A 22,889-nucleotide genomic window follows, 5' to 3' on the forward strand; every position below is an offset into this window, starting at 1 on the left:
ACTACAGGTGTTTATGTATCATTTTCGATACACATATTTGTTTGATAATGATACAGGAATTTACCATGTTTAGTGCTATGCAGCAGGCAAAAGTACTGATCATTGACGATGACCGCGATGTCCTTGAGACGGCGAAGATGTTTTTAAAGCAGGAGTTCTCACTGGTGACCATAGAAAGTGATCCAGCGATGATTCCGACTCTGCTTCGGGCAAACGACTATGATGTAATCCTTCTGGACATGAATTTCAAGAAGGGAGTGAATGATGGAGAGGAAGGCTTTCACTGGCTGCAGCAAATTCTGCGTATCGATCCGGAGGCGGTGGTGATATTAATAACGGCATACGGCGAAGTTGACCTTGCCGTTAAGGCAATGAAAAACGGTGCCGTGGATTTCATCCTGAAGCCATGGAAGAATCAAAAGCTACTCGCCACTATCCTGTCGGCGATACAACTGAGGGCTACACGCAAGGAGGTACAGAAACTGAAGACGAGTCGCGATAAGCTTCGCGACGACATCGATCATCCTTATACAGACTTTATAGGGGAATCGGAGGCCATACAACGCGTTCACGAACTGATCGACCGTGTCGCAGCAACCGATGCCAATGTTCTGATCCTTGGTGAGAACGGTACGGGTAAAGAACTCGTGGCCAGGGCCATTCACAAAAGGTCTAATCGCGTTAACAATGACTTCATCACGGTTGACCTGGGCGCAATCACAGAAACCCTGTTCGAGAGTGAGTTGTTCGGCCATGTTAAAGGTGCTTTTACAGATGCGCGCCAGGACAAAGCGGGCCGGTTTGAGATCGCATCGGAAGGAACGCTATTCCTCGATGAAATTGGAAACCTGTCATTGCCCTTACAGTCCAAACTTCTTACGGTATTGCAGCGACGAAAAGTGCAACGCGTTGGATCAAACAAAGAGATCCCGATTGATTTCCGACTCATCTGTGCTACTAACCTTCCTCTACATGAAATGGTTTTCGAAAAGAAATTCCGCCAGGATCTTTTGTACAGGATCAACACGGTGGAAATCCGGATGCCGTCACTCAGAGAGCGGGAAGATGATATCCCTCTCCTACTGACACATTTTCTGCAGCGCTTCTCTCAGAAGTACAAACGCCCTGAAATGAAAATCGACAAGCGTGTTGTGTCAAAGCTGAAGCGATATGGGTGGCCCGGCAACATCCGGGAGCTTCAGCACGCTGTGGAGCGGGCAGTAATTCTGAATGAAGGTCGGGTGATCGAAAGCGCGGAAGTACTGATAGGAACACCGGTAACTCCTGTGGCGAGCGGTGATGAACCTCAAACACTCGACGAAATGGAGAAGCGCTTTATTCAGCAATCACTCTCCGAGCAGGAAGGGAACGTGAGCAATACTGCGCGTAAATTGGGAATGACACGCACCGCGTTGTATCGACGAATGAAGAAACACGGACTACAGTAAATCCGCATTATGCTTACTCAACGTTTCACATGGCTGATCGTCATACGTGTGCTGATCCTTACTGCCGTGCTTGGCATTCTGTTGTGGATCTGGGGTGACGTTCGTCTGTTCTTTACACAAATAATTCTGGTCATCGTCATCATTGCTATCCTTGCTGAGCTTATTCGGTTTGTCAATACCTCAAACCGTGAAATGGCCAGGTTCCTGTTTGCTATTCGTCACGGTGATCTTTCTGTTAACTTCAAATACCGTCCCCTGGGGTCCTCATTTCTGTTGCTTCAACAACAAATGACCGAGCTGGCCGATGCTTATCGAAACGTAAAGATCGAAAAGGAGGCGCAATACCAACTCCTGCAGGCGCTGGTCGATAGAATTTCCGTCGGAATCATAATATTAACTGAAGACAACGTGACGCTGATCAATGGTACTGCGCAACGACTTCTCAATGTTGGCACGAGCCAGGACTGGAAACTCATTCGTCAGCAAAATCCTGCGTTCACTGAACAACTTATTGAGCTCGGTGACGAGGGACGAAAGTTAATTGAGGTACAGGCGCCAACGGGAAACCGGATGATATCGACCGATGTTGCCACCATGTTAATCTTAGGCAGGCCAAGCAAACTCATCACGTTACAGGATATCAACGCCGAGATTGAACAAAAGGAGCTCGAAGCATGGCACAAACTAATCAGAATCCTTACTCACGAGATCATGAACTCCATCACACCGATCGCATCGCTCACCGAAACGATGCAGGGCATGCTGACCAACGGTGATGGTACACGTAAACTGGCATCGAAGCTTAACGATGAAACTGTTGCTGACATCCTTTTTTCGTTAAACACGATTCATGTCCGCAGTGAAGGATTGCTCGACTTCGTCGAGAACTATCGTAAGCTCACCCGGGTGCCCAAGCCAAACTTCGCTCCCGTTGACCTGAACGGTTTTGTAGCGTCGGTACACAAGCTGATGGAAGACACCGCCCAACGCAGCGGTGTCACTTTTAACGCCAGGTATACACGCACCGATATAAAACCTTCGTTTGACGCGGCGTTAATTCAGCAAGTGCTTATAAACCTTATTTCCAATGCCGTCTATGCAACGGAAGAAGTGACTCTTCGCAGGGTTCAACTGTCGGCATTCGTACAGGATAAGCAACTGATATTTGAAGTGACTGATACCGGCAAGGGTATTCCCGTGCACCTCCTTCGGGAGATCTTCGTCCCATTTTATTCGACCCGTACAGATGGCTCTGGCATCGGGTTGAGCCTTTCCAAACAGATCGTATCTTCACACAGAGGTAACATCACTGTGCACTCAACTCCCGGCGAGGGCACCACCTTCACAGTTGCACTGCCTGTGGCGCGTTAGTATTCAATAAGACTTATTGGCGATCATATGTGGCAAACGCAGGCATCGTGAAAATAACTGTGATCAGAAAATGGGTTCTTCTTCAATACTGAATCCTGCGGGAGGCGCTGAGTTATAGATCCTTCTAAATTTGTTTTATGAATCGTCGCAGTGCAATTCGAAATCTGACAGCGGCCGGTCTGGCGCCCTTCATTAACACCCTCGGTGCCAGTGCTGCTCACGTTGTAATGCGAACGATACCGTCAAGTGGTGAGAAGCTGCCAGCTGTTGGCCTTGGTACCTGGCGAACCTTCGATGTTGGTGATCAACAGGAAGCACTTGAGAGGCGCACCCAGGTGTTAAAAGTACTTGTCTCGACGGGTGGTTCTGTCGTAGACAGTTCCCCGATGTATGGCCGATCTGAGAGCGTTGTCGGTAAACTTTCTTCGGACCTTTCACTAAATGACAAGCTGTTTATCGCGACCAAAGTTTGGACGTCAGGGGAAACAGAAGGCAGGGAGCAAATGGAAAAATCGTTTTCTCTCCTCAGGCGTCAGCAACTTGACCTAATGCAGGTGCACAATCTCGTGGACTGGAAAACGCACCTCCCCACTCTGCATCGTATGAAAGATGAGCAACGCATCAGGTATGTGGGAATTACTCATTATTTGGAAAGCGCTTATGATCAGTTGGAAAGCATTATGCGTAATGAGTCAATTGACTTCCTGGCAGTAAACTATTCTGCTGGAAGCCGCGAAGCCGAGCGGAGATTGTTGCCGCTGGCAGGTGACAAAGGCATTGCCGTGATCATCAACCGACCCTTTGAAGAAGGCGCACTATTCAATCGTGTTGCCGGTAGAAAGCTGCCAGTCTGGGCAGATACAATCCATTGCTACAGCTGGGCGCAATTGTTTCTTAAGTATATACTGTCTAACCCTGCCGTAACTTGCGTGATACCGGGTACGACCAACCCTTCGCACATGCAGGAGAATATTAATGCCGCTGATGGCATATTTCCCGACGCACAAATGCGCGCGGAAATAATAAAACTCCTTGCGGCCTGATTTTTTTCGCTAACTTGGTGATAGGCCAACAGCCTGATGCGTTGACAACGACACCGCTAAAATGTGATTAAGGGATGATGGGACGCGCTAGTGGACGAGCTGAAGACAATCAGGGGTTGGCAAATTCCCGGAGCCATAGCCTTAATATTTCCAGGCTACAAAATTATTCTTTCGCAGTGCGTGTATCTGGCTATCTCTTAGCGAGTGCCAGGATACGTATTCGGGAGGTCGCGATTGCCAGAACTCAGTTTATTGGGTGGTATCTGAAATGCTCCGTTTCCGCATTGGAAAATTTCATTGTATCTCCTTTAACTATCCCGAGCGTTGCGGTTTATTGTTTAATATTTAATTTTAGAACAACTGTCGAAGAACCTGTGCTATGGGAAGACCTTTACTGGTAGTATTCATCATACTGTCATTTACGTTAACGGCCGCCGCACAAACGGTGAACGGACGCATATCATCCGCCAGCGAAACCGGGGGCTTACCCGGTGTTAACGTGGTGGTGAAAGGCACTGCGCGCGGTGCCATCAGTGATGCTGATGGACGCTTTACGGTCGAGGCGCAGCCCAACGACGTGCTCATATTTTCATTTGTCGGATACAATACGCAGGAAGTAATTTATACGGGACAGCCTGTGCTTGAGGTACTGATGATTGAAGAATCCCGCGAACTAGACGAAGTCGTGGTCGTCGGTTATTCTTCAGTTCAAAAACGCGACATCACGGGTTCGGTGGCCTCTGTCAAATCCTCTGCTTACAAAGATATTGCCATCACCGGCATTGACCAGGCACTGCAGGGACAGGCTCCCGGCGTGCAAGTCACGAATTCATCCGGTACCCCCGGCGGAGGCGTTTCAGTTCGGATTCGGGGTGTAACTTCTATCAGTGCCAGCAATCGCCCACTATTCATTGTTGACGGCATTCCGGTAGAAACCGCTGAACTCACCGGCCGGGATTTCGGAGGGCAGCAGGACAACGCACTCTCTTTGATCAATCCGAATGACATCGAGTCTATGGAAATCCTTAAGGATGCATCGACGAAGGCAACCTATGGATCGCGGGCATCGAATGGTGTCGTTGTGATCAGAACAAAACGGGGCAAGTCGGGCAAACCCAAGATTACTTTTGATGCGCAGCGGGGACTAATTGAACCCACACATAAACTTGACCTTCTCAATGCAAGTGAACTTCTGGATCTGCAGCGCGAGGCCGTTACTAATGCAGATAAGAACCCATCTGCTTTTGGCCTTAATCCCGGCGTAACGGATGCAGTAAGTACCGATTGGCAGGATGAGGTACTGCGCAGAGCAGTGTTGCAGCAATACCAACTCAGCGTCAATGGTGGCGACGACAATACAAAGTACTATATCAGTGGAGCGTATCGGGACGAGGAAGGTGTGCAACTAAATAATAAGTTCACCAGGCTCAGCGCAACTATTAATATTGATCAGAAGATGACTGATAAGCTTGCGTTTGGAACAAACATGGTCATATCGAGAACTCTTAATAAAAGGGTGAAGAGCGACAACTTTCTTGATGGTGTTTATTCCGGAGCAATTAAGAGTCTTCCCTATGATGTTCCCTATGACGAAGACGGTAACATCGTCGGTCCATCTTCGCCGCTTTACGCAGGTTTTCCAAACTTCAACCCGGTAGGCCAGGCGTTGTTGCCTCGTTTCAATTCAGTAACTGCAAAGCTTTTGGGTGGCCTCAATGCGACTTATTCTTTTTCAAAAGATTTGAGTGTGAAGGCTCAGGTAAGCGTAGACTACAACGATGTGACTGAAGACGACTACGAGTCATCACAAACTGCCATAGGAGGCTTTTTGACAAGTGTGGGTGGCCAGGGCTATGGTACTTTCACGGCAAGCACACTGACTACGGTTAACTCATTTGCCACAGTTAACTATGCTAAAACTATCAATGAACGCCACAATTTTACCGGCCTCCTGGGTACCGAGATCCTGCGACGCTATGAAATGAGTGGAAGCGTTCAGGGCCGGCTGTTTCCGAGTGATGACTTTACGTATATCCAATCTGCAGGCATTGTAGACCAGGGAAGTTCCTCCAAGGTACCTCCATCATCATTAATTTCTTTTTTTGGAGAGGTTGCTTATGATCTGGATGATCGGATACTGGCGAAGATCAGCTTCCGTGCGGATGGCTCTTCCAATTTTGGCCCGAACAATAAGTTCGGATACTTCCCCGCGATTTCAGCTGGATGGCGTATTTCACAGGAAAAGTTTTTCAGGTCCAGTGTGATCTCAGATCTCAAGCTTCGCGGAAGTTTTGGATTCACGGGTAATGAACGTATCGGTGCGTTTCAATATCTGGCGCTCTGGCAGGCATCGACTTACGATGGTACGGGCGGATCCAGCCCGGCAAACGTCGACAATCCCAACATCAAATGGGAGACAACGCAGGAGACCAATGTGGGTGTAGACGTTGCGTTGTGGGAAGGTCGTTTGCAGGCAACCGCCGATGCTTATTACAACAAAACTTCGGATCTTCTTTTGAACCGTCCCTATCCTACTACCACTGGTTTTTCAGGGGTACTGGATAACATCGGCGACATGCAGAACAAAGGTATAGAGTTCAGTGTCACCAGCGTGAATATTGAAGGCGCAATTCGATGGACAACCAATCTTAATCTGTCTAAGAACTTAAACAAAGTTCTCTTCCTCGCCGATAGCATTCCACTTTTCCGGGGATATTCAGGTGAAGGCGTTACTGCGACAAATGTGATCAAAGAAGGATATCCAATGGGATCGTTCTGGGGAATGAATTTCCTGGGAGTAGACCCTGCAACCGGCGATGCTATCTATGAGGACCTCAATAATGATGGTGTTATCAATAATTCGGATGCCACGGTAATCGGTAATTCACAACCCAAACTCATAGGCGGTATGACCAACACGGTGAGCTATCGTGGTTTTGACCTTTCATTTCTCTTCCAGTTCTCGTACGGAAATAAAGTATTAAACTACACCAAGGCAACGCTGGTGAACATGGGCGCCGAACTCGAGAGCAATCAGTCGGTCGAAGCCCTCCGGCGATGGCGTAAAGAAGGTGACATCACTGATGTGCCGCGTTACGAGTTCGAATCAAGTACAAACAATCTCCACAGTAATCGCCTGCTCGAAGACGGTTCCTATCTCAGACTGAAGAATGTGAGTCTGGGCTATAACATACCATCAAGAATCTCACGGAAGTTTATGTTCGATCAGTTCAGAGTCTATTGCTCTGCCACAAATATCTGGACCTACACAAAATACACCGGTTCAGATCCGGAAGTCAGCACGCTCGACGGTTCCGTATCTGCGCAGGGCATTGACTTTTTTACATTACCACAAGTGAAGACAGTAACAGTTGGAATAACAGCGACACTGCGATGACGAAAAGACATTACAAAGGCATGCTTCTCTCACTGTTGTTATTGGCTGGAACAGCGTGTGAGGATGTATTGAAACCCAAACCCATTGACCTCCTCACCAATGACGTGGTGTTAAACGAGCCACGCGATGTCGCGAACGTGGAACTAGGACTGTACTCTGCTGTTCGCAACGTAATACCCGCGGCGGTTATCGCCGGTGACTTCACTGCTGACCATCTCATTCACAACGGTACGTTTCCACAATACCGTGAGCTGGGCACTAAACATATTACCTCGTCCAACACTTCTGTGCAGATACTGTGGCAATACATTTACAATACAATCTACATTGCTAATTTCATCCTTGAACGACTTCCGCAGGTGGAAGGTGTTCCTTCTGCTCAGCGAAATCAGGTTATGGGAACGGCATACTTCCTGCGGGGATACGCTTTCTTTGTAGCCTTGTACACGTATGGAGGTGTGCCTTTAGTTACCACCAGTGACATCGAGACGAATCGCAATATACCGCGGAGCAGTGCTGCGGAAGTGCTGGCGCAAATCAACAGCGATTATACGGCAGCCCTTGGCCTTGTTCCTGAAGATGCCTCTACCGCCGCTTACATCAGCAAGTCAGCCGTTCAGGCCGGCCTGGCTCGTCTAAATCTGTATCTCGGAAACTGGTCACAGGCGGAGAGCTATGCGTCCGCCGTAATTGACTCCAAAAAGTATACCCTGGAGTCTGACTTCGCGACCGTGGTAACAACGGACCTTACCTCAGAGGCCATATTTGAAGTTAGCTATTTAGTCTCCGACGATCCAGGCACCGATGGTAACATTGGATTGAATAACCTTTTCGCAGGGCGCAGGGAAATTATTCCTTCCAACGAAGTGGTTCTGGCTTTGTCTGCTCCCGAATCGGGAAGTCGCTTCTCATCCATCAAATTTGATGCAACCAAATTAGGAGGCGTCGACAACGGTTGGTCTGTAGCAAAGTATGGAACTGCCGATGAAAACAACAATAACGTTGTGGCCTTCAGGTTACCTGAAATGTATCTGATCCGCGCCGAAGCCCGCGCCCAGCAGGAAAAGACAACAGGAGATAACAGTGCCCAAAGCGATATCAATGTCTTGCGCGCACGGGCCAATGCCCCGACCGTTGGCGCCGTCACCAAATCACAGATGCTCCGGCTCCTTGAAGAAGAACGAAGATATGAGCTGGCATTTGAAGGACACCGGTGGTACGACCTTGTGAGGACGGGACGCGCTAATGCTGTTATGTCGGCATTCTCGCCAAACTGGCGCGAGGACTATAACCTCTGGCCTATCCCACAGCGGGAGCTGCAGAACAATCCGGCTATCGCCGACGACCAAAACCCAGGCTACTGATGAGCTCTCAACGATACATAAGCAGCTTAGTGTGGTTAGCCCTGATGATCGCTTCCTTCTCGTGTGAGACGGAAAGAATCTTATTCAATGGTCCCTATCATGTGCGATTCACTGAATCGGCCGCATTTGAAAAAGAGAGTTATAGTAAAGTGATCAAGATTGAGGTTCATAATGTTGGACCGGCGATCGATCAGGACATGGCAATCAGTTATGATATCGGAGGAACCGCGAGGGAGAACGTAGATTACGTCATTCTTGATGAGCGTAAAAAGCTCGTCATTCCTGCCGGTGAATACTTCGGCTATATCCGTATTCAGTTAATCAACAATGCCAATAACATTCTGCGATCACAAGACGTGGTCTTCACACTTCAGGCGACCGATCAGGATGACATCGGGATTGGCCAGGGCGCCAGTGCAATCGGAAGTACTTTCACCTACACGATATACGATGATTGTATTTTGGGAGGCAGTTACAATGGCAACCGCTTAAATGGTGGTAATGTTTACTCTGATCTGACGGTGACCAGCCAGGACTGTGAAACATATACATTATCAAACTGGAACCTCGATGTATTCAATAGTTCAACGGAAATGGACCTGGTGTTCATTGATAATGGAGATAATACTATTACAATTCCTCAGCAGGAAGAAGATGCCCTTGACGACGAACTGGCTACCATAGAAGGCGAAGGAGTTGTTGACCCCACGACGCGCGAGATTCTGCTGAACATAACGCTCGTCGATTTTGAGGACAAGCCCACGGTATCCATAGTGTTAAAACCTGAGTAAGAATGCGAGCACTTATCTTATACATTGTGGTTGCAGTTGCTGCCTGTGTGGTGGCCGGATGCTCTGAAGAGCTGACGCCCACTCCTTATACGTTGTCCAAACTGGTGAGCGGAGAGACGAGCAAGACGTGGAAGATTTCATTATTTGAGTATGCGCTGAATGACACCGTTCGAACTAAGTTTATGGAGGCCTGCCTCACGGACGATCGATTTAAATTTTACGCGAACACTGAGCGGTTGTATGAAACGACGGCTGGCAGACAGTTGTGTTTTGAGGGCGAACAAGCCCTGACCTCCAGCACCTGGACTTTTACAAATTCAAACGCTACACTCACGATGGTGATGCCAATATTTGATGAAGGCGTCCTTCCATTCTTTGTACGGGAACTGAAAGAAAATAAGATGGTGTTGGAACTGTTCCTCGATCAGGAGAACACCGAAAGCTACAGGATACATTTTGAGAAGACCGATGAGGAGTAATCGCATAACGATGAAGTGGCTTACGCTTGTGGCCGCCCTGCTATTAGCGACCCCGTTGCTTGCACAATCCGTGCGTCAGCCGGAACAATGCTCGACCATGGAGCGCGATAGCATTCTGAGAGCGCGCTTTCCGGAACGTGGTACGCTGGATGATTTCGAGAACGCCCTTCTCCGAAAGGTTGAGTCGATGCGGGCTGAGCAACGGGCAGGACGAACAATGGCTGAGGTTCTCACCATTCCGATTATCTTTCACATCGTACACAACGGTGAGGCTGTAGGCACTGGGACAAATATAAGTCAGGCACAAGTACAATCGCAGCTCGATGTATTGAACGAGGATTTCCGAAAGCTGGCTGGCTCTCCTGGTTTCAACAACAATCCGGTTGGTGCGGATATTGAAGTGGAGTTCTGCTTATCTCCGCTGGATGAAAACGGACGTAACCTGACCGAGCCGGGCATCGTGCGATTGAACGGCAACCGGGCCGACTGGACGCAGGACCAAATCGACAATCAGCTTAAGCCGACAACCATCTGGAACCCAAACCTTTTTTACAACGTATGGACGGTCAAGTTCGCAGCCTCAGAAGGTGGCCTGCTGGGTTACGCCCAGTTTCCGGACCAGACAGGACTCCAGGGAATCCCGGCAAACAGTCCTGCGTCTACCGACGGCGTTGTGATCGCTTATAATACCTGCGGATCCAGCAAGAAGGGGAACTTCCCCATACTAGTGGATCCATACGATATGGGACGCACCCTAACTCACGAGACCGGCCATTGGCTTGGGCTTCGGCATATCTGGGGCGATGGCAGATGTGCGGATGACTTCGTAGCCGACACACCTCCCCAGATTGGACCAAGCTCGGGATGTCCCAATCCGGTTACGCAAAGTTGCCCCGGGGGTTCTCCTGCCATGGTGCAGAACTATATGGATTACAGCAACGATCCCTGTAAGAACATATTTACCGTCGGTCAGAAGAACAGGATACGGGCAGCTATCGAGCTTAGCCCGCGCCGGAAAAGCGTCGTGCAAGGTAATTTGTGTAGCCCTACCGTTAATGATGTGCCCGTCGCGAATTTCACGGCCGCCAACAAGGGATGCGTATTACTGGGTAGCACCGTTGAATTCACTGATCTTTCTACAAATTTTCCGACAGAGTGGTCATGGACATTTGAGGGAGGCGATCCCGGCAGCTCAACTGACCGAAATCCCAAAGTCACCTATAACACACCAGGCTCATTCAAGGTTACCCTTACGGCCACTAACTCCGTCGGACCATCTGAACCATTCACGATTGAGAGTTACATCAACGTATCGGAAGAAGGACTATGTAACGAGCTGAGCAATTTCGAAGATTCATTCACTCCGTCACTCATCAAGATTTCAAACTATAACACCAATACTGGATATCTCACCGGGCACAACAGTGCCGGAAGCCTCGGTTATTCCGAATTCTATGAGAATGCGTGCGGATATCAGTATGTAAGTGGGGCTACCGTGAACTTTGCCAAAGCGAAATCTCTAAATGAAGAGGCGACCGTTGATATAGTCGTGTGGTCTGCCCGTGGTGTTCAAGGCGGACCGAACCCTGTAATTGAAAGGAAGACCGTACTGTACAAACAGATTATGGACGACATTGCCAACAGTCGTCCCACAACAATTACGTTCGACAGAGTGACGCCCGTATTCAGCAGACCGTTCCATATTGGTTTTGAAATCACGTATGCCTCCGGTGACACTGTGGCGGTTTATTCTTCGAAAGATGGCGAAGCCACAAACGCAACGTCGTGGGTAAAGCATGCAAACGGCCAGTGGCAATTGATCACCACGGCCTACGGGGCCAACATCGCGATGGATATCAGCCCTATCGTCGGTGCTAATCCCTCGGTGCAGGTTTCAGCATCCAAGGTGCTCGTGTATCCAGGTGAACAAGTGGTGTTAAACGGACAGGGTGCGAGCATCTTCGTCTGGAATGCAGACGATGGCAGCGTAAATAATCATACAGGACCTCAGCTGATCGTGAATCCTCAAGAGGAAGTTACATACACGACAACCGGGTCCGGTCTTGATCTTTGCAATAACACTGCAACGACGACGATTTACATCAGGCAGGATGTCGTTGCTGTAGAGGAAACAGATCCGGACAATGGCGTTTCGCTTTATCCCAACCCCGGTACTAAGCCACCTCATGTTCAGATTAACAATGATTACGTTGGTGAGGTCTCCGTCTGGCTGAATGATGTCACGGGGCACGCTCTGGGCACGCTGACGGCAACAAAAGATTTTCCCTCGCTGGCCATTGATCTTCCTTCAGAAGCATCCGCCGCGCGGTCCGGTGTTTACTATGTCGTAGTTGAAATGGGTAAAACGAGGGTGGTCAGAAAGTGGATCAAGATCGACCCATAGATTAAGATCCCTCCCTGGAATTAAGATCGACCCTGGGCAATAAAGTCGGAACTTCTGACCTTTTGAAGCGTTCCGGTCGACGCTCCCAAAGGTGTAAAATGTCGTTTCAAATTATCGGAATTAAGTTAAATTTATAAGTAACTCTAACCCTTTGAAAATGCGTAAGTACTCGAAATTGTTGAAGTCGGGCTGTGTGCTGTTTGCCGTTGCGCTGACGATTGCTGCTTGTAAAGATGATGATCCGCCGGTACCCCCTACGGTCGCCTTTGAAGCAAAGACTAAAACAGTAAAAGAATCGGATGGCACAGTTCAGGTAAAAGTGGTCCTGGACAAAGCAGCCCCGGAGGATATCACAGTTACTTATAGTCTCTCAGGAACGGCGTGGGAAGACGTAGCCGCGGCGGGTCAGCACAATTCTGATTACGCGATCGCCAGCGACTACAAGGAGGTAAAGATTCTCAAAGGCGAGAGCGAAGGTATCATAGAGCTTGACTTGTATTCCGACACCGATCTGGAAGAAGACGAAACTATCATATTCTCCATTGACGCCGTCGAGCCTGCTGAGGTGACACCAGTAGTTCCGGATGACATTACTATTACCGTGCAGCAGGAAGATGGGTTATTTGTTCTGCTTGGCTGGGGCGAAACCGGCGTTACCTATCCCGATGTTGACATGGACTTGATCTTTTGGGGAGCGAATACCAGTGGAGCTTTGATTCCGGCATATGACCAGTTCCGTGGTTTCGCCGGAGATTATCCAACTAACCTGCTCCCGTCCACCACGCCGAATTATGAGTACTTCTTCCTTCCTGGTGTGATATCCGACGGCACCTATGGTATCAGCGCCAACTATTATTCTGGTACAAAAGAGCCGATGAAATTCAAGGTTGCTTATGCTACCGTTGTGAACGGCGTACAAGGAACGCCGGTAGTAAAAGACGGAGAATATGCGCTGGCTAATATCAATGCATGGGATACAGAAACTGGCACCGAGGTGGTTCTGGCAAGCACGTTCAAGAAAGCCGGTGCGACGTTCAGCGATTTCAGTGATATTACAAAACAAGCTACAGGCAGCCGTTCGCCAATGCTTGAGAATGGCCTGAGACTTGGCGCCCAGCGTGTAAGCCGTCCAGTGATCGGCCTTCCGATGCAATATTTCAAGAAAAACTAAAAAACGCATTCAGCAAGAATAGAAAGGGCAGACTTTGTCTGCCCTTTGCATTTAATTTGAGAGCAACTTTATATTCCGATGAAAGAAGTAACCGTACAAGAACTAAAGGCGCTGAAGGATTCAGGCGCCGACTTCCAATTAATTGATGTGCGTGAACCGCATGAATTTGACATCTGCGATCTCGGAGGTGAGCTGATACCGCAGGGTGATATCCCTTCAAGTGTCGACAAGATCGATCGCACGAAGCAGGTAATCATTCATTGCCGAAGTGGTGCCAGGAGCGGAAATATGGTTCAATGGCTGGAGAAGAACCACGGCTTTACTAACCTATACAATCTCAAGGGTGGAATACTGGCCTGGGCACGGGAGGTTGATCCGGAGATGCCAACCTATTAAAACGATCATGGCCGGACGACAATCCGGCCATGTTTTTTATGACTGATGCTTTAAATACTAAAGCAGACTTTTTGGCGAACTGGCCTTCAGCGCCTGTTGAACATCGGCGATAATGTCCTTCATATCTTCAAGTCCTACTGAAATGCGAATGAGGCCGGGCATTATGCCAACCGCCGCTCTTTCTGCATCTGTAAGTTTAGAGTGCGTAGTCGATGCAGGGTGAATTGCGATCGTGCGTGTATCCCCCAGGTTAGGCGTATGAGAGATCATCTTCAGCGAGTTGAGGAACTGGCGTCCCTGTTCAATCCCACCTTTTACTTCGAATGTAACCAGGCCACCACCCAGACGCATCTGCTTCTTTGCCAGGCGATGCTGGGGATGCGATGCAAGGAATGGATACTTTACCAATGAAACGTCCTGATTAGACTCCAGCCACGTAGCCAGTGCCAGTGCATTGGAGCAGTGACGTTCCATTCGTACGGCAAGAGTCTCCAGACTTTTCGATAAGAGCCATGCGTTGAACGGTGACAACGTAGGGCCTGTATGCCGCGCGAAGAAACGCACCTGTTTAATCAACTCCTTTGTTCCGAGAACGGCTCCACCAATCACGCGACCCTGTCCGTCCATAAATTTGGTAGCGGAATGCGTTACGAGGTGTGCGCCAAAACGCGCGGGGTTTTGCAGATAAGGTGTTGCAAAACAGTTGTCAACGTTCAGAATCAGATTGTGCTTCTTCGCCAGCTTTCCAAGCCACTCCAGATCAATGATGTCGAGGGCAGGGTTCGAGGGTGTTTCCACAAAGATCATCCTCGTATTGGGCAGGATCTTGCTTTCCCATTCTTCCGGAGCGGCAACATCGGCGTAGCTATGCGAAATGCCAAATCTCGGGAATATCGTATTCAGGATCTGGTGCGTTGATCCAAAAACAGAACGACAGGCAAGAACGTGGTCACCACTGCTAAGAATGCCAGCCATGCTGCAATACATGGCAGCCATTCCCGACGAGGTGGCGATACCGTCTTCAGTTCCTTCCAGCGCACAGAGTTTTGAAATAAACTCATCCGGATTAGGATTCGAATAGCGGCTGTATATGTTGCCGGGAATCTCATCTGCGAACATGGCGCGCGCCTGCTCCGCATCGTCAAAGACGAAGCTTGACGTCAGATACAGCGGCACTGAGTGCTCGCGGTGCTCGGTGCGTTCGTACTGCCCCCTGATAGCAAGGGTTTCAAAATTGTTGTCTTCCATGAACCTGTGTGCAAATCAGTCGCAAAGATAATCGTCAGCGAATGATCTCAAAGCTGTGGGTAATGGTAGCCTTTGGGCTCATTGTTTTGGCGACTGAGCAGTATTTATCAACGCCCAGGTCGATTGCTTTTCGCGCCTTTTCTTCATCCACATCACCATATATCCTGAAATGCAGATGCGCTTCGACGAACACCGAAGGAACGACATCCTTTTCGCGCTCGCCGGTTATTGTCACCTTAACGTCCTTTAACGGCTGTTTTTGTTTCTTCAGGATATTGATGACGTCAATAGAGCTGCATCCGCCCAGTGCCGACAGCAACAACTGCATGGGGCGCATGCCCTGGTTGGTACCACCGATATCAGGCGACGCATCGATATGTACCGTCCTGCCATCCTCGTTTACGGCTTCCAAATGAAAGCCATCATTCAATCGATTTAGTTCTATTTTCATTTCGTTTGTCCTGATTTCTTTGGCCATATCAGGCTTCCTGCAATCATCGCTACAAGACTTATTAACGTAGCAGGCACCAGTGTCGGCCAATCTATTTCCAGAAACTCAAAGATAATCCATGACATCATTCCTGCTATCATCGAAATCATCGCCCCCGTATTACTTGCCTTCGACCAGTAGAGCCCAAACGTTAGCGGTACGAAGAGCGACACCAGGCTTAAAATGGAGGACTCTCCTACCAGCTCGTAAATGTCGGACCTGAGACATGCCATTATCGTGGCGCATACGCTAAAAGCAAGCACCGAAATTCTCGTTGCAGTAAGCAGCTGCTTGTCATTTAGGCGGTTGCCTGCCAGAGGCTTAATAAGATTCTCGGAAAAGATCGCTGCCGGAGCCAGTATCGCTGAGCTTGCCGTGCTTAAGATGGCCGATAGCAACGATCCAAAGAACATAATCTGGATTGGCATCGACGTATGAGCAAGCACCATTGCGGGCAGTGCCATTTGAGTATCGCTGGAAAGACTGCCAGCATACAGATGCTTGATGCAAAGACTGATGAACAAAGGGATTATTGCAACAGTAAGATACAACCCTGCGCCTATGTAACACGACCAGACGGCTGTCTTCGCGGAACCAGACGACATCGCTCTTTGAAAAACGTCCTGTGAGGGGATTGAACCAAGGCCAAGCACTGACCAGGCGGCGAGATACGCAACGACTTCCTTGAAATTGCGATCAGGAAGAAACTTCATACTGCCGGGCTCGATCTCGCTCATGATCTTGCCGATGCCTCCACCCTGCTCCATCAACACAAAAGCGAGAACAACAAGGCCAAGGATTATAATAATGCTTTGAAAGAAGTCGGTTATAGAAATTGCCCACATGCCACCGACATACGTGTACATGGTGACGACTACCGCACTTAACGTAACAGCGACCCATAAGTCAAGGCCAGTCACAACACTTAAAACCAACCCCATGGCTACCAGCTGCGCAGCAATGTACCCGAGATATGGTGGCGCCAGAAACAACGAGGCCACCAGTTCAACCTTACGGCTATAGCGCACTTTGAAAAAGTCGCCCAGTGTCATCAGGTTCATCTGATACAATCTTCGGGCAAAGAACATTCCGAACAGCACCAGGCACAGCGCTGCTCCAAACGGGTCCTCGATCACACTATACAGGCCGCCTTCCAGGAAGCGCGAGGTTGCACCAAACACAGTTTCAGAACCGAACCAGGTGGCGAACAATGCGGCCGAACTGATCATCAAAGGCAGGCTTCGGCCTGCGAGCATAAAATCGCCCGACGTTTGTACGCGTCGCGATGCGTACATTCCGACTAGTACAGTTAAAACGAGATAGAGAATTATTGACGCGAGGAGCAATTGCGGGCAGTTGATTTAGCCCGAACAAGATAGGCCCCAGATCAACAATAGTCAATGAGACCTTAATTACTTGTCCTGCTCTTCTTTGTCAACTGAAAGTTTCGCGTCACGTTGAAGCCGAGGTGAATGGCACCATCAAAGAAATCGTCGTGAGTTTCCGTAATGAATGCCCGCTCAGTGAGTCCGATAGCATTGGTAAGGAGTATCTGAAACACGTGACCACCCGTTTCTATATCAAGACCAATCGACATAGCGTCATAATACGGCGCAACGCCGTCGGGCAAAGTGCTGGTATCCGGCCGGTTCATGTTGAAGTAGTACTCTGCTGTCAGTGCCATGCTCTTGGAAATCTTTACGCGTCCGCCAAATCCAAGTGCAAACTGATTATTCTCTTCATATGACTCCACGTAATTCTTATGGATGAGCGTAGGCATGAGCTGCAATGATAGCGCAGGAGAAAACTTGCGCGCGATCAGCGCCTGCCCTGTATAAGACAAACGATCAACGTACTCGTACTCGGGAGATATGTCGGCGTTATTTTTTGGATAACCTCTATAGGCCATTCCTCCGAGCAAGGTTATGGACACTGGAAAATTTTTCGCGCCCTTGCTCTGACGCACTGCTCTGTACTTGAGATAGCCGTCGATCGTTTTATCGGTTGAGGTGCGTCCAATGCTCACTGCCAGCCGGTCGGTGATTCCATAGTCAAGTCCAAGTCGCACGTATGCCTGGTCGAGTCCGTAGAGCTCATAAGCTCCTCCATTGATGGGACCGAACCGGTGGCCAAAGATGAATTCCATCGACCCACCGCTCTTCGTTTCAATGGTGTGACCGTTCCCCAGTCTGGTGCCTTTAAAGGTTGCAAATGCGTACTCCGTTTCCGGCGGCGTGTCTTTCTCCAGTTGTTGCAGGAGGTCTTGCTGCGCCTTTACAACGCATGGGCTAAGCAAAATAAGCGAGAGGATAAAACGCTTCATATTAGTGGGATTAGGTCTGATCAATAAGTACGTGTAATAAGATTCTAAACTGCCTGTAATTGATTCTTACAGCGGCCGATAAGCAAAATCAAGTGTGACTTCAACCTGCTGTGCAATTTTGTCCCACACTACCTGAGGGACGACAATCTTGTAATCTTCAAGCTTCACCAGAAATTTTGCCTTTAACTTCAATTTGCCACCGTTGACTTCGATCGTTCCAGGCACATCAATTTCACGGGTGACGCCATGAATAGTTAGCTTACCCACAGCTTTAACCTGTTGGGTCCCGGAAGAATTGGCATTGAAGCCCGTTACCTTTCCCTGAAAAGACGACTTTGGATACGTTTCTGATTCCATGTACTTCTCATTGAAATGCGTTTGCATAAGCTTGTTAGCAAACTGAAAGTCCTTCACGTTCATGAGAAAGGCGATCTCACCGTTAAGCGCATCAAAGATACTGGTGACCTTTTGATTGGCAGCCGTGATATCTTCCACAAGTCCATCAGAAAAGAAACTGATCGATGGCTTTTCAGCAAAGTACCGTTGCTGGCCACTGGCTTTGATCGTGAAAAACAAGAAACCTATTGCCACCGGAATGCGCAGCAGTAGACCAAGATTTAGAACCATGGGACTTAGCTTAATTATTCTTTGCCCCCTGATCCACCCAGCAACTGATCAACCTGATCTGCTCATCCGATATTGATCCGATCTTCGGCATAAATCCGGAGCTTCCCGGCGTGAGATGTATGCGGGTCTTTATCTCCTGAGCATGTGACTGTACAATATTAAAGTTTCTCCAGTCGCGGGATGCGCCGTTGCCGCCGTTGTGACACCCACCGTCGCCCACAATTGCGCAGTGCGTATCCAGGATAGGTTTGACCTGGTCGGCATAGCTAACCGGCTCAGGACAGGTAGCATCGACGGGATTTTCCGGTGGTGCCTTGTGGTCCACGCACGACAATGCGATAAACATGCAGACTAAGCCTGATAACAGGGTTCCCCAACAGGAACGTTGATTTAATTTCATACTGCGGAGTTAGCGAAAAAATATGGTCAAACAACTGCTTCGCCGCCCAGACGAGGAAAAAGCTGGCTTGGTTGCCTTGGCAGGAAATGAAAATCCCCCGAAGTCCTGGACCCCGGGGGATAATCTGTCTATAGTTGGCTTTAATCTTGAGATAAAGGTAATGTGGTCGTTGGTGCTAAAAAATTGTGCAACGACCACCTGCAGCATGGGCAGACAAACATCACCATCACACGATGCCTGCCCCCCGGCATAATGGTCTAAAAATTGAAAATCCCCCGAAGTACACGACTAAGGGGGATTTTCATGTCTATAGTTGGCTTTAATCTGTATCAAAGCTAAAAAGAAAATATCGCCGAATCAACCGATTGCAAAAGAAAGTGATATTTTTTTCCTTCGGTTTACGCTATCAGCACATTGAAATCCAGCTGCATAAGGTCCCTTCAATGAGTTAAGTTAAGGACCAATTGAAACGTATCATCTGACTGAATCCCGACTACTAAGTGTATCAGTCTTAGCCGAGTCGCGATCTAAAAAGTTTCTTTCAATCCGCTCCTTAAGCTGCGGCTTTGATCCGGGAAACGTGGTGCGACGGCCGATATCATAACTGGCGTAAGCCAGCAGGATCGCGAATCCTATCGCGACTATTCTGAACCAATTCTTTTGTTTCGCCATGAAGTTACAGCAGCCCCTGACTGCGATTCAAAGCAACGCATGTTTGTGGATGAAGTCAAATGAATTCGAGTACCCGGTCAGCCAGCTGGATGTTGTCTGACAGCAACTCATAGAACTGGTCTTTATCGAAGCGCAGAAGGACTACATCAGTAGAAGCCGTGATTACGTTCGCACTGACTGTGCCCGTTGCCCCGAGCATCTCGCCAATGAACTGCATCCTCCTGAATGTGGATACTTTCTGGCCGCGCTGAAAATAGCCAACGGTGCCATCCACGACGACATAGAAGAAGTTATTCTGCTTTTCATCCAGCACCATTGAATCGCCGTTCTTCATATGAAGCTCATCACTGATGTCGGCGAGGAATGATAAAGTGATTCCCTGAACGTTAGCGAATGACTGCAGCTCACGGTAAAACAATACTGTGTCAAACTTCGACATCTTCCTGCGATGCACGACAACTGCATCGAGCTCTTTTCTCGTTTCTTCACCCAGCCGCTGCACATTCTCCTCGTAATTCGCCTTACCATAACGCGCTAGTGCCCATGCTGCTACTTCACGTATTAACAAGTCAGGATTAAACAACTGTGCAATAAGATCCAGTTCAAACCCAGGAAGGCCCAGCATTCCAATCTGGTGCAATACACACGCTTTTGTCCAGCGGTTCGACTGAGCGAAGTCCCGATTAATGAGGAACTTCAATACCAGTTTGTTGTCAAGCTTTACGCGGGGATAAAACTCGTTGAGCTGATAGATGCGCTCGGAGTTGGCAATGTCATCGAGGATAGGAATAACGCGTTGCTTCAATTGTTCGGAAAGGAAGACGTCAAGCAATTCGATGGCATAGGTTACGCCTTCGGCCGTGCCGCTTTCAATGTTCTCCTTTACCAGCTGGATCGATCTCGTGTCGTAGAGCATGGTGAGCAGCATGTATATGTGCTCGATGTCGTGCTGTATCTCTTCCTGAAGTGCAGTTCTGATGAGGTTGCTGATGCCGCCCTCTCCAACTTCCTCCATCGCGCTGAGGTTCCAGCTGATGTCTGCAATATCTGATTCAATGGCGTACTTGATGCGCGTGATTTGGGATATTCCCGCCTTGAATCCGCATTCACCAAGCGACAACAGAATCTGCGACACGATGATTTTGTTGGGGAAGTCGATCTTACCCCATAACACTTCGCGTGCGCGCTGGCCGCCGATACGACCAATCACCTGGATGATTCTCAGCATGACCTGAGAGCCCTGGCCCGTACGATAAAAAGCTCCATCGAGTGCATTAAGTGTATCCTGACCAATGAGCAACAAAGCATTCATCGCCTGGTTTCCGAACACGGGACTTCCCAGGTTGTCGATTACCGCATTGATGATCTCAGGGTTGTTTTTCTTAATGGAAGTCTTGATCGCACTGATGCGTACAGCCGGATCGTTGTCGTTCAGCAATTCCATCAGGAACGATGTGCACTCGTCACGGGAAGTGTGCAATAATAGCTCGGCAGCATAGTGACGATCATGTGAATTTGGAGAGCGCGTGAGCTTTTGGATACGCGCCTTCGTAATATCACCATCGTTTTCAATGATGAACTTAAGTTCATTTTTACTCAATATGCTCTTGGATCCGCTTCCTGGCACCTTCGATTCATCCATGCGAATGACGTACTGATCCGATACGGACAGTCCCTTCAACTCATTCATTCGAGCCTGGGCATATGAACGTGTTGACTCATCGCTATTCTTCATGAGGCTGTTTGCCCAATGAGGAATCTGCGCAGCATTGATCTTCTCCAGTAACTTATAACTGAAGACGGCCTTCCCACCGTCGGGTACCGACAGATTGTTCTCCAACTGTTGGGTCACCTGCACGAAACCGGTTTCCAGACGATCGAGCTTACGTTCACCAGATTCTTTGTTCACATCTTCCAACCGCTGATGAATCTTGTTCCTGTAACCGGTATATATCCTGGAGACAATCAGGAAATATCCTCCGGACAGCAAAATGATGGCGGTGAGGACGTATAAGATGTTAAAGAAGGGAAACATGGCCAGACCAAAGATGATCAGGCCGCCGACGAAGCGGGCGCTTTCGTTCACCAACCCTTCCACTTTAGACTGGATGCTGAATCTCAACCGGCTATCGAGTGGTATAAAGAATAATTTGAAAACCGGATTCTCCAGCGATTCGCGCAGGGTCCAGTTGAACAACCTTGTTACTGCAACGAAAAGGAAGAAGTACACAAAACCAGCTGGCGAAATACTTTTTTCAAAGCCGAAGACCATTCCCATGGCTATTGCGCCAACAGAGAATATGATCATCACTATCGGAAGTATGAACAATGAGATACGTAACCCATAGTTATTGATGATGCGCTGGTTCACAAAAGTCTGCATCACAAGGCTGACCACATACACGAAGCCAACGAAGAACGAGTTGAAGTTTGTCAGGTCACGTACATCGGGATACATTTCCGTGAGTAGCTTCTGAAACGAAAACTGACTTAACACGAACATGACCATAGACACCAGTAGGAACACTGAGAGCAGTACAATGAAATTGTCCCCGAAGATCCTCGTCAGTCTTGACTCGCGCCGAACGGTTACGCTAACATCGCGCGGGTCGTTCTTGGAGATGTGAAAGCGGCTTGATATTACGAACATCAATCCCATCACGATCGCCATACTCAAGGCGCAAACGAAAAGGTAGTTGGACGTGTCCTTGACGTATTGGTTCGAGATAGGAATTACAACAATGGTCGCAAGGATGGCGGCGATGAGCTGCCCTGTGTCGATCCATCCGATGATGCGCTTTGACTGTCGGAAATTGAAAAGACGACCAAATATTCCCCAGAAGCTCAGAAGTAGGACGGCAGTCATGGGACCAGTCATGCAATAGATCGCAAAGACATAGTAATCCCCGTAGTCGCGGTTGCCAAAATGCATGAGCCAATACATGCTCAGCGTGAAGCAGAAGATCGCCACCACGCTGCCGATTGCCAGGGTGGTGTACTTTATGAAATTCTGGGCGGTAGAAAACAGTGCGGTAGTGACAATACCGAGAATACCTGCTATGACAAAGGCTTCGTCGAGGTAATCGCCGAGCTGGTTCAGGAAGAGGGAATCGGCTGTTACCTGGTAGGTTGCTATAAAAATCCCCATGAAGAAACCCGTACAGAGCATCAGCACTATCTGCTTCTGCTCCTGGCTCTTAATCCTCAGGGCTTCAATGAAACGGTTCGCCATGTCTACCAAAGGTAGCAACAAAAAAACCACGCA

At 48.8% G+C, this 22,889-nt stretch carries 18 protein-coding genes; 10 read left to right on the forward strand and 8 right to left on the reverse strand.

The window, feature by feature from the left end; genetic code table 11:
* The first annotated feature begins 47 nt into the window (after positions 1-47).
* The 10 genes from WBG78_RS18680 to WBG78_RS18725 all read left to right on the forward strand — a co-directional run bounded on the left by WBG78_RS18680 (position 48) and on the right by WBG78_RS18725 (position 13,864).
* On the forward strand, positions 48-1,448 hold the full coding sequence (locus tag WBG78_RS18680; protein ID WP_337327987.1) for a sigma-54-dependent transcriptional regulator: 1,401 nt from the start codon (positions 48-50) through the stop codon (positions 1,446-1,448).
* Between the two features lie 9 nt (positions 1,449-1,457).
* Positions 1,458-2,819 carry a sensor histidine kinase gene (locus WBG78_RS18685; RefSeq protein ID WP_337327988.1) on the forward strand — a complete coding sequence of 454 codons (1,362 nt, stop codon included), beginning with the start codon at positions 1,458-1,460 and terminating at the stop codon, positions 2,817-2,819.
* A gap of 137 nt (positions 2,820-2,956) precedes the next feature.
* Positions 2,957-3,862 (forward strand): aldo/keto reductase, encoded by a 906-nt coding sequence (locus tag WBG78_RS18690; RefSeq protein WP_337327989.1) that lies wholly within the window; start codon positions 2,957-2,959, stop codon positions 3,860-3,862.
* Positions 3,863-4,241: 379 nt separating this feature from the next.
* On the forward strand, positions 4,242-7,259 hold the full coding sequence (locus tag WBG78_RS18695; RefSeq protein WP_337327990.1) for a SusC/RagA family TonB-linked outer membrane protein: 3,018 nt from the start codon (positions 4,242-4,244) through the stop codon (positions 7,257-7,259).
* Positions 7,256-8,623 (forward strand): RagB/SusD family nutrient uptake outer membrane protein, encoded by a 1,368-nt coding sequence (locus WBG78_RS18700; RefSeq protein WP_337327991.1) that lies wholly within the window; start codon positions 7,256-7,258, stop codon positions 8,621-8,623. The genes WBG78_RS18695 and WBG78_RS18700 overlap by 4 nt, the downstream gene beginning before the upstream one ends.
* Positions 8,623-9,414, forward strand: coding sequence for a hypothetical protein (locus tag WBG78_RS18705; RefSeq protein WP_337327992.1), 792 nt, complete (start codon positions 8,623-8,625; stop codon positions 9,412-9,414). Before WBG78_RS18700 ends, WBG78_RS18705 begins: the two co-directional genes overlap by 1 nt.
* 2 nt (positions 9,415-9,416) lie before the next feature.
* Positions 9,417-9,893 carry a lipocalin family protein gene (locus WBG78_RS18710; RefSeq protein WP_337327993.1) on the forward strand — a complete coding sequence of 159 codons (477 nt, stop codon included), beginning with the start codon at positions 9,417-9,419 and terminating at the stop codon, positions 9,891-9,893.
* A gap of 10 nt (positions 9,894-9,903) precedes the next feature.
* Entirely contained in the window at positions 9,904-12,297 is a 2,394-nt protein-coding gene (locus WBG78_RS18715; protein WP_337327994.1) for a M43 family zinc metalloprotease, read from the forward strand.
* 157 nt (positions 12,298-12,454) lie between these two features.
* Positions 12,455-13,468, forward strand: a complete 1,014-nt coding sequence (locus tag WBG78_RS18720) for a Calx-beta domain-containing protein (RefSeq protein ID WP_337327995.1) — start codon at positions 12,455-12,457, stop codon at positions 13,466-13,468.
* 78 nt (positions 13,469-13,546) lie between these two features.
* Positions 13,547-13,864 carry a rhodanese-like domain-containing protein gene (locus WBG78_RS18725; RefSeq protein ID WP_337327996.1) on the forward strand — a complete coding sequence of 106 codons (318 nt, stop codon included), beginning with the start codon at positions 13,547-13,549 and terminating at the stop codon, positions 13,862-13,864.
* Between the two features lie 57 nt (positions 13,865-13,921).
* On the opposite strand, the gene WBG78_RS18730 is transcribed toward WBG78_RS18725, so the two are convergent.
* The 8 genes from WBG78_RS18730 to WBG78_RS18765 form a co-directional block, all read right to left on the reverse strand.
* Positions 13,922-15,112, reverse strand: coding sequence for a trans-sulfuration enzyme family protein (locus WBG78_RS18730; protein WP_337327997.1), 1,191 nt, complete (start codon positions 15,110-15,112; stop codon positions 13,922-13,924).
* Between the two features lie 34 nt (positions 15,113-15,146).
* Positions 15,147-15,563, reverse strand: a complete 417-nt coding sequence (locus tag WBG78_RS18735) for an OsmC family protein (RefSeq protein ID WP_337327998.1) — start codon at positions 15,561-15,563, stop codon at positions 15,147-15,149.
* Entirely contained in the window at positions 15,560-16,897 is a 1,338-nt protein-coding gene (locus WBG78_RS18740; RefSeq protein WP_337327999.1) for a sodium:solute symporter family protein, read from the reverse strand. Before WBG78_RS18740 ends, WBG78_RS18735 begins: the two co-directional genes overlap by 4 nt.
* A gap of 113 nt (positions 16,898-17,010) precedes the next feature.
* Positions 17,011-17,925 carry a DUF5777 family beta-barrel protein gene (locus tag WBG78_RS18745; RefSeq protein WP_337328000.1) on the reverse strand — a complete coding sequence of 305 codons (915 nt, stop codon included), beginning with the start codon at positions 17,923-17,925 and terminating at the stop codon, positions 17,011-17,013.
* Positions 17,926-17,991: 66 nt separating this feature from the next.
* Complete coding sequence (locus WBG78_RS18750; RefSeq protein ID WP_337328001.1) at positions 17,992-18,552, reverse strand: YceI family protein; 561 nt, start codon at positions 18,550-18,552, stop codon at positions 17,992-17,994.
* Between the two features lie 10 nt (positions 18,553-18,562).
* On the reverse strand, positions 18,563-18,898 hold the full coding sequence (locus WBG78_RS18755; protein WP_337328002.1) for a hypothetical protein: 336 nt from the start codon (positions 18,896-18,898) through the stop codon (positions 18,563-18,565).
* A gap of 528 nt (positions 18,899-19,426) precedes the next feature.
* Entirely contained in the window at positions 19,427-19,624 is a 198-nt protein-coding gene (locus WBG78_RS18760; protein ID WP_337328003.1) for a hypothetical protein, read from the reverse strand.
* A 55-nt stretch (positions 19,625-19,679) separates the two neighbouring features.
* A complete protein-coding gene (locus tag WBG78_RS18765) occupies positions 19,680-22,856 on the reverse strand; it encodes a cyclic nucleotide-binding domain-containing protein (protein WP_337328004.1) in 3,177 nt (1,058 codons plus the stop codon).
* Positions 22,857-22,889: the final 33 nt, after the last annotated feature.

This window comes from Chryseolinea sp. T2 (genome assembly GCF_037203685.1).
GTDB lineage: Bacteria > Bacteroidota > Bacteroidia > Cytophagales > Cyclobacteriaceae > Chryseolinea.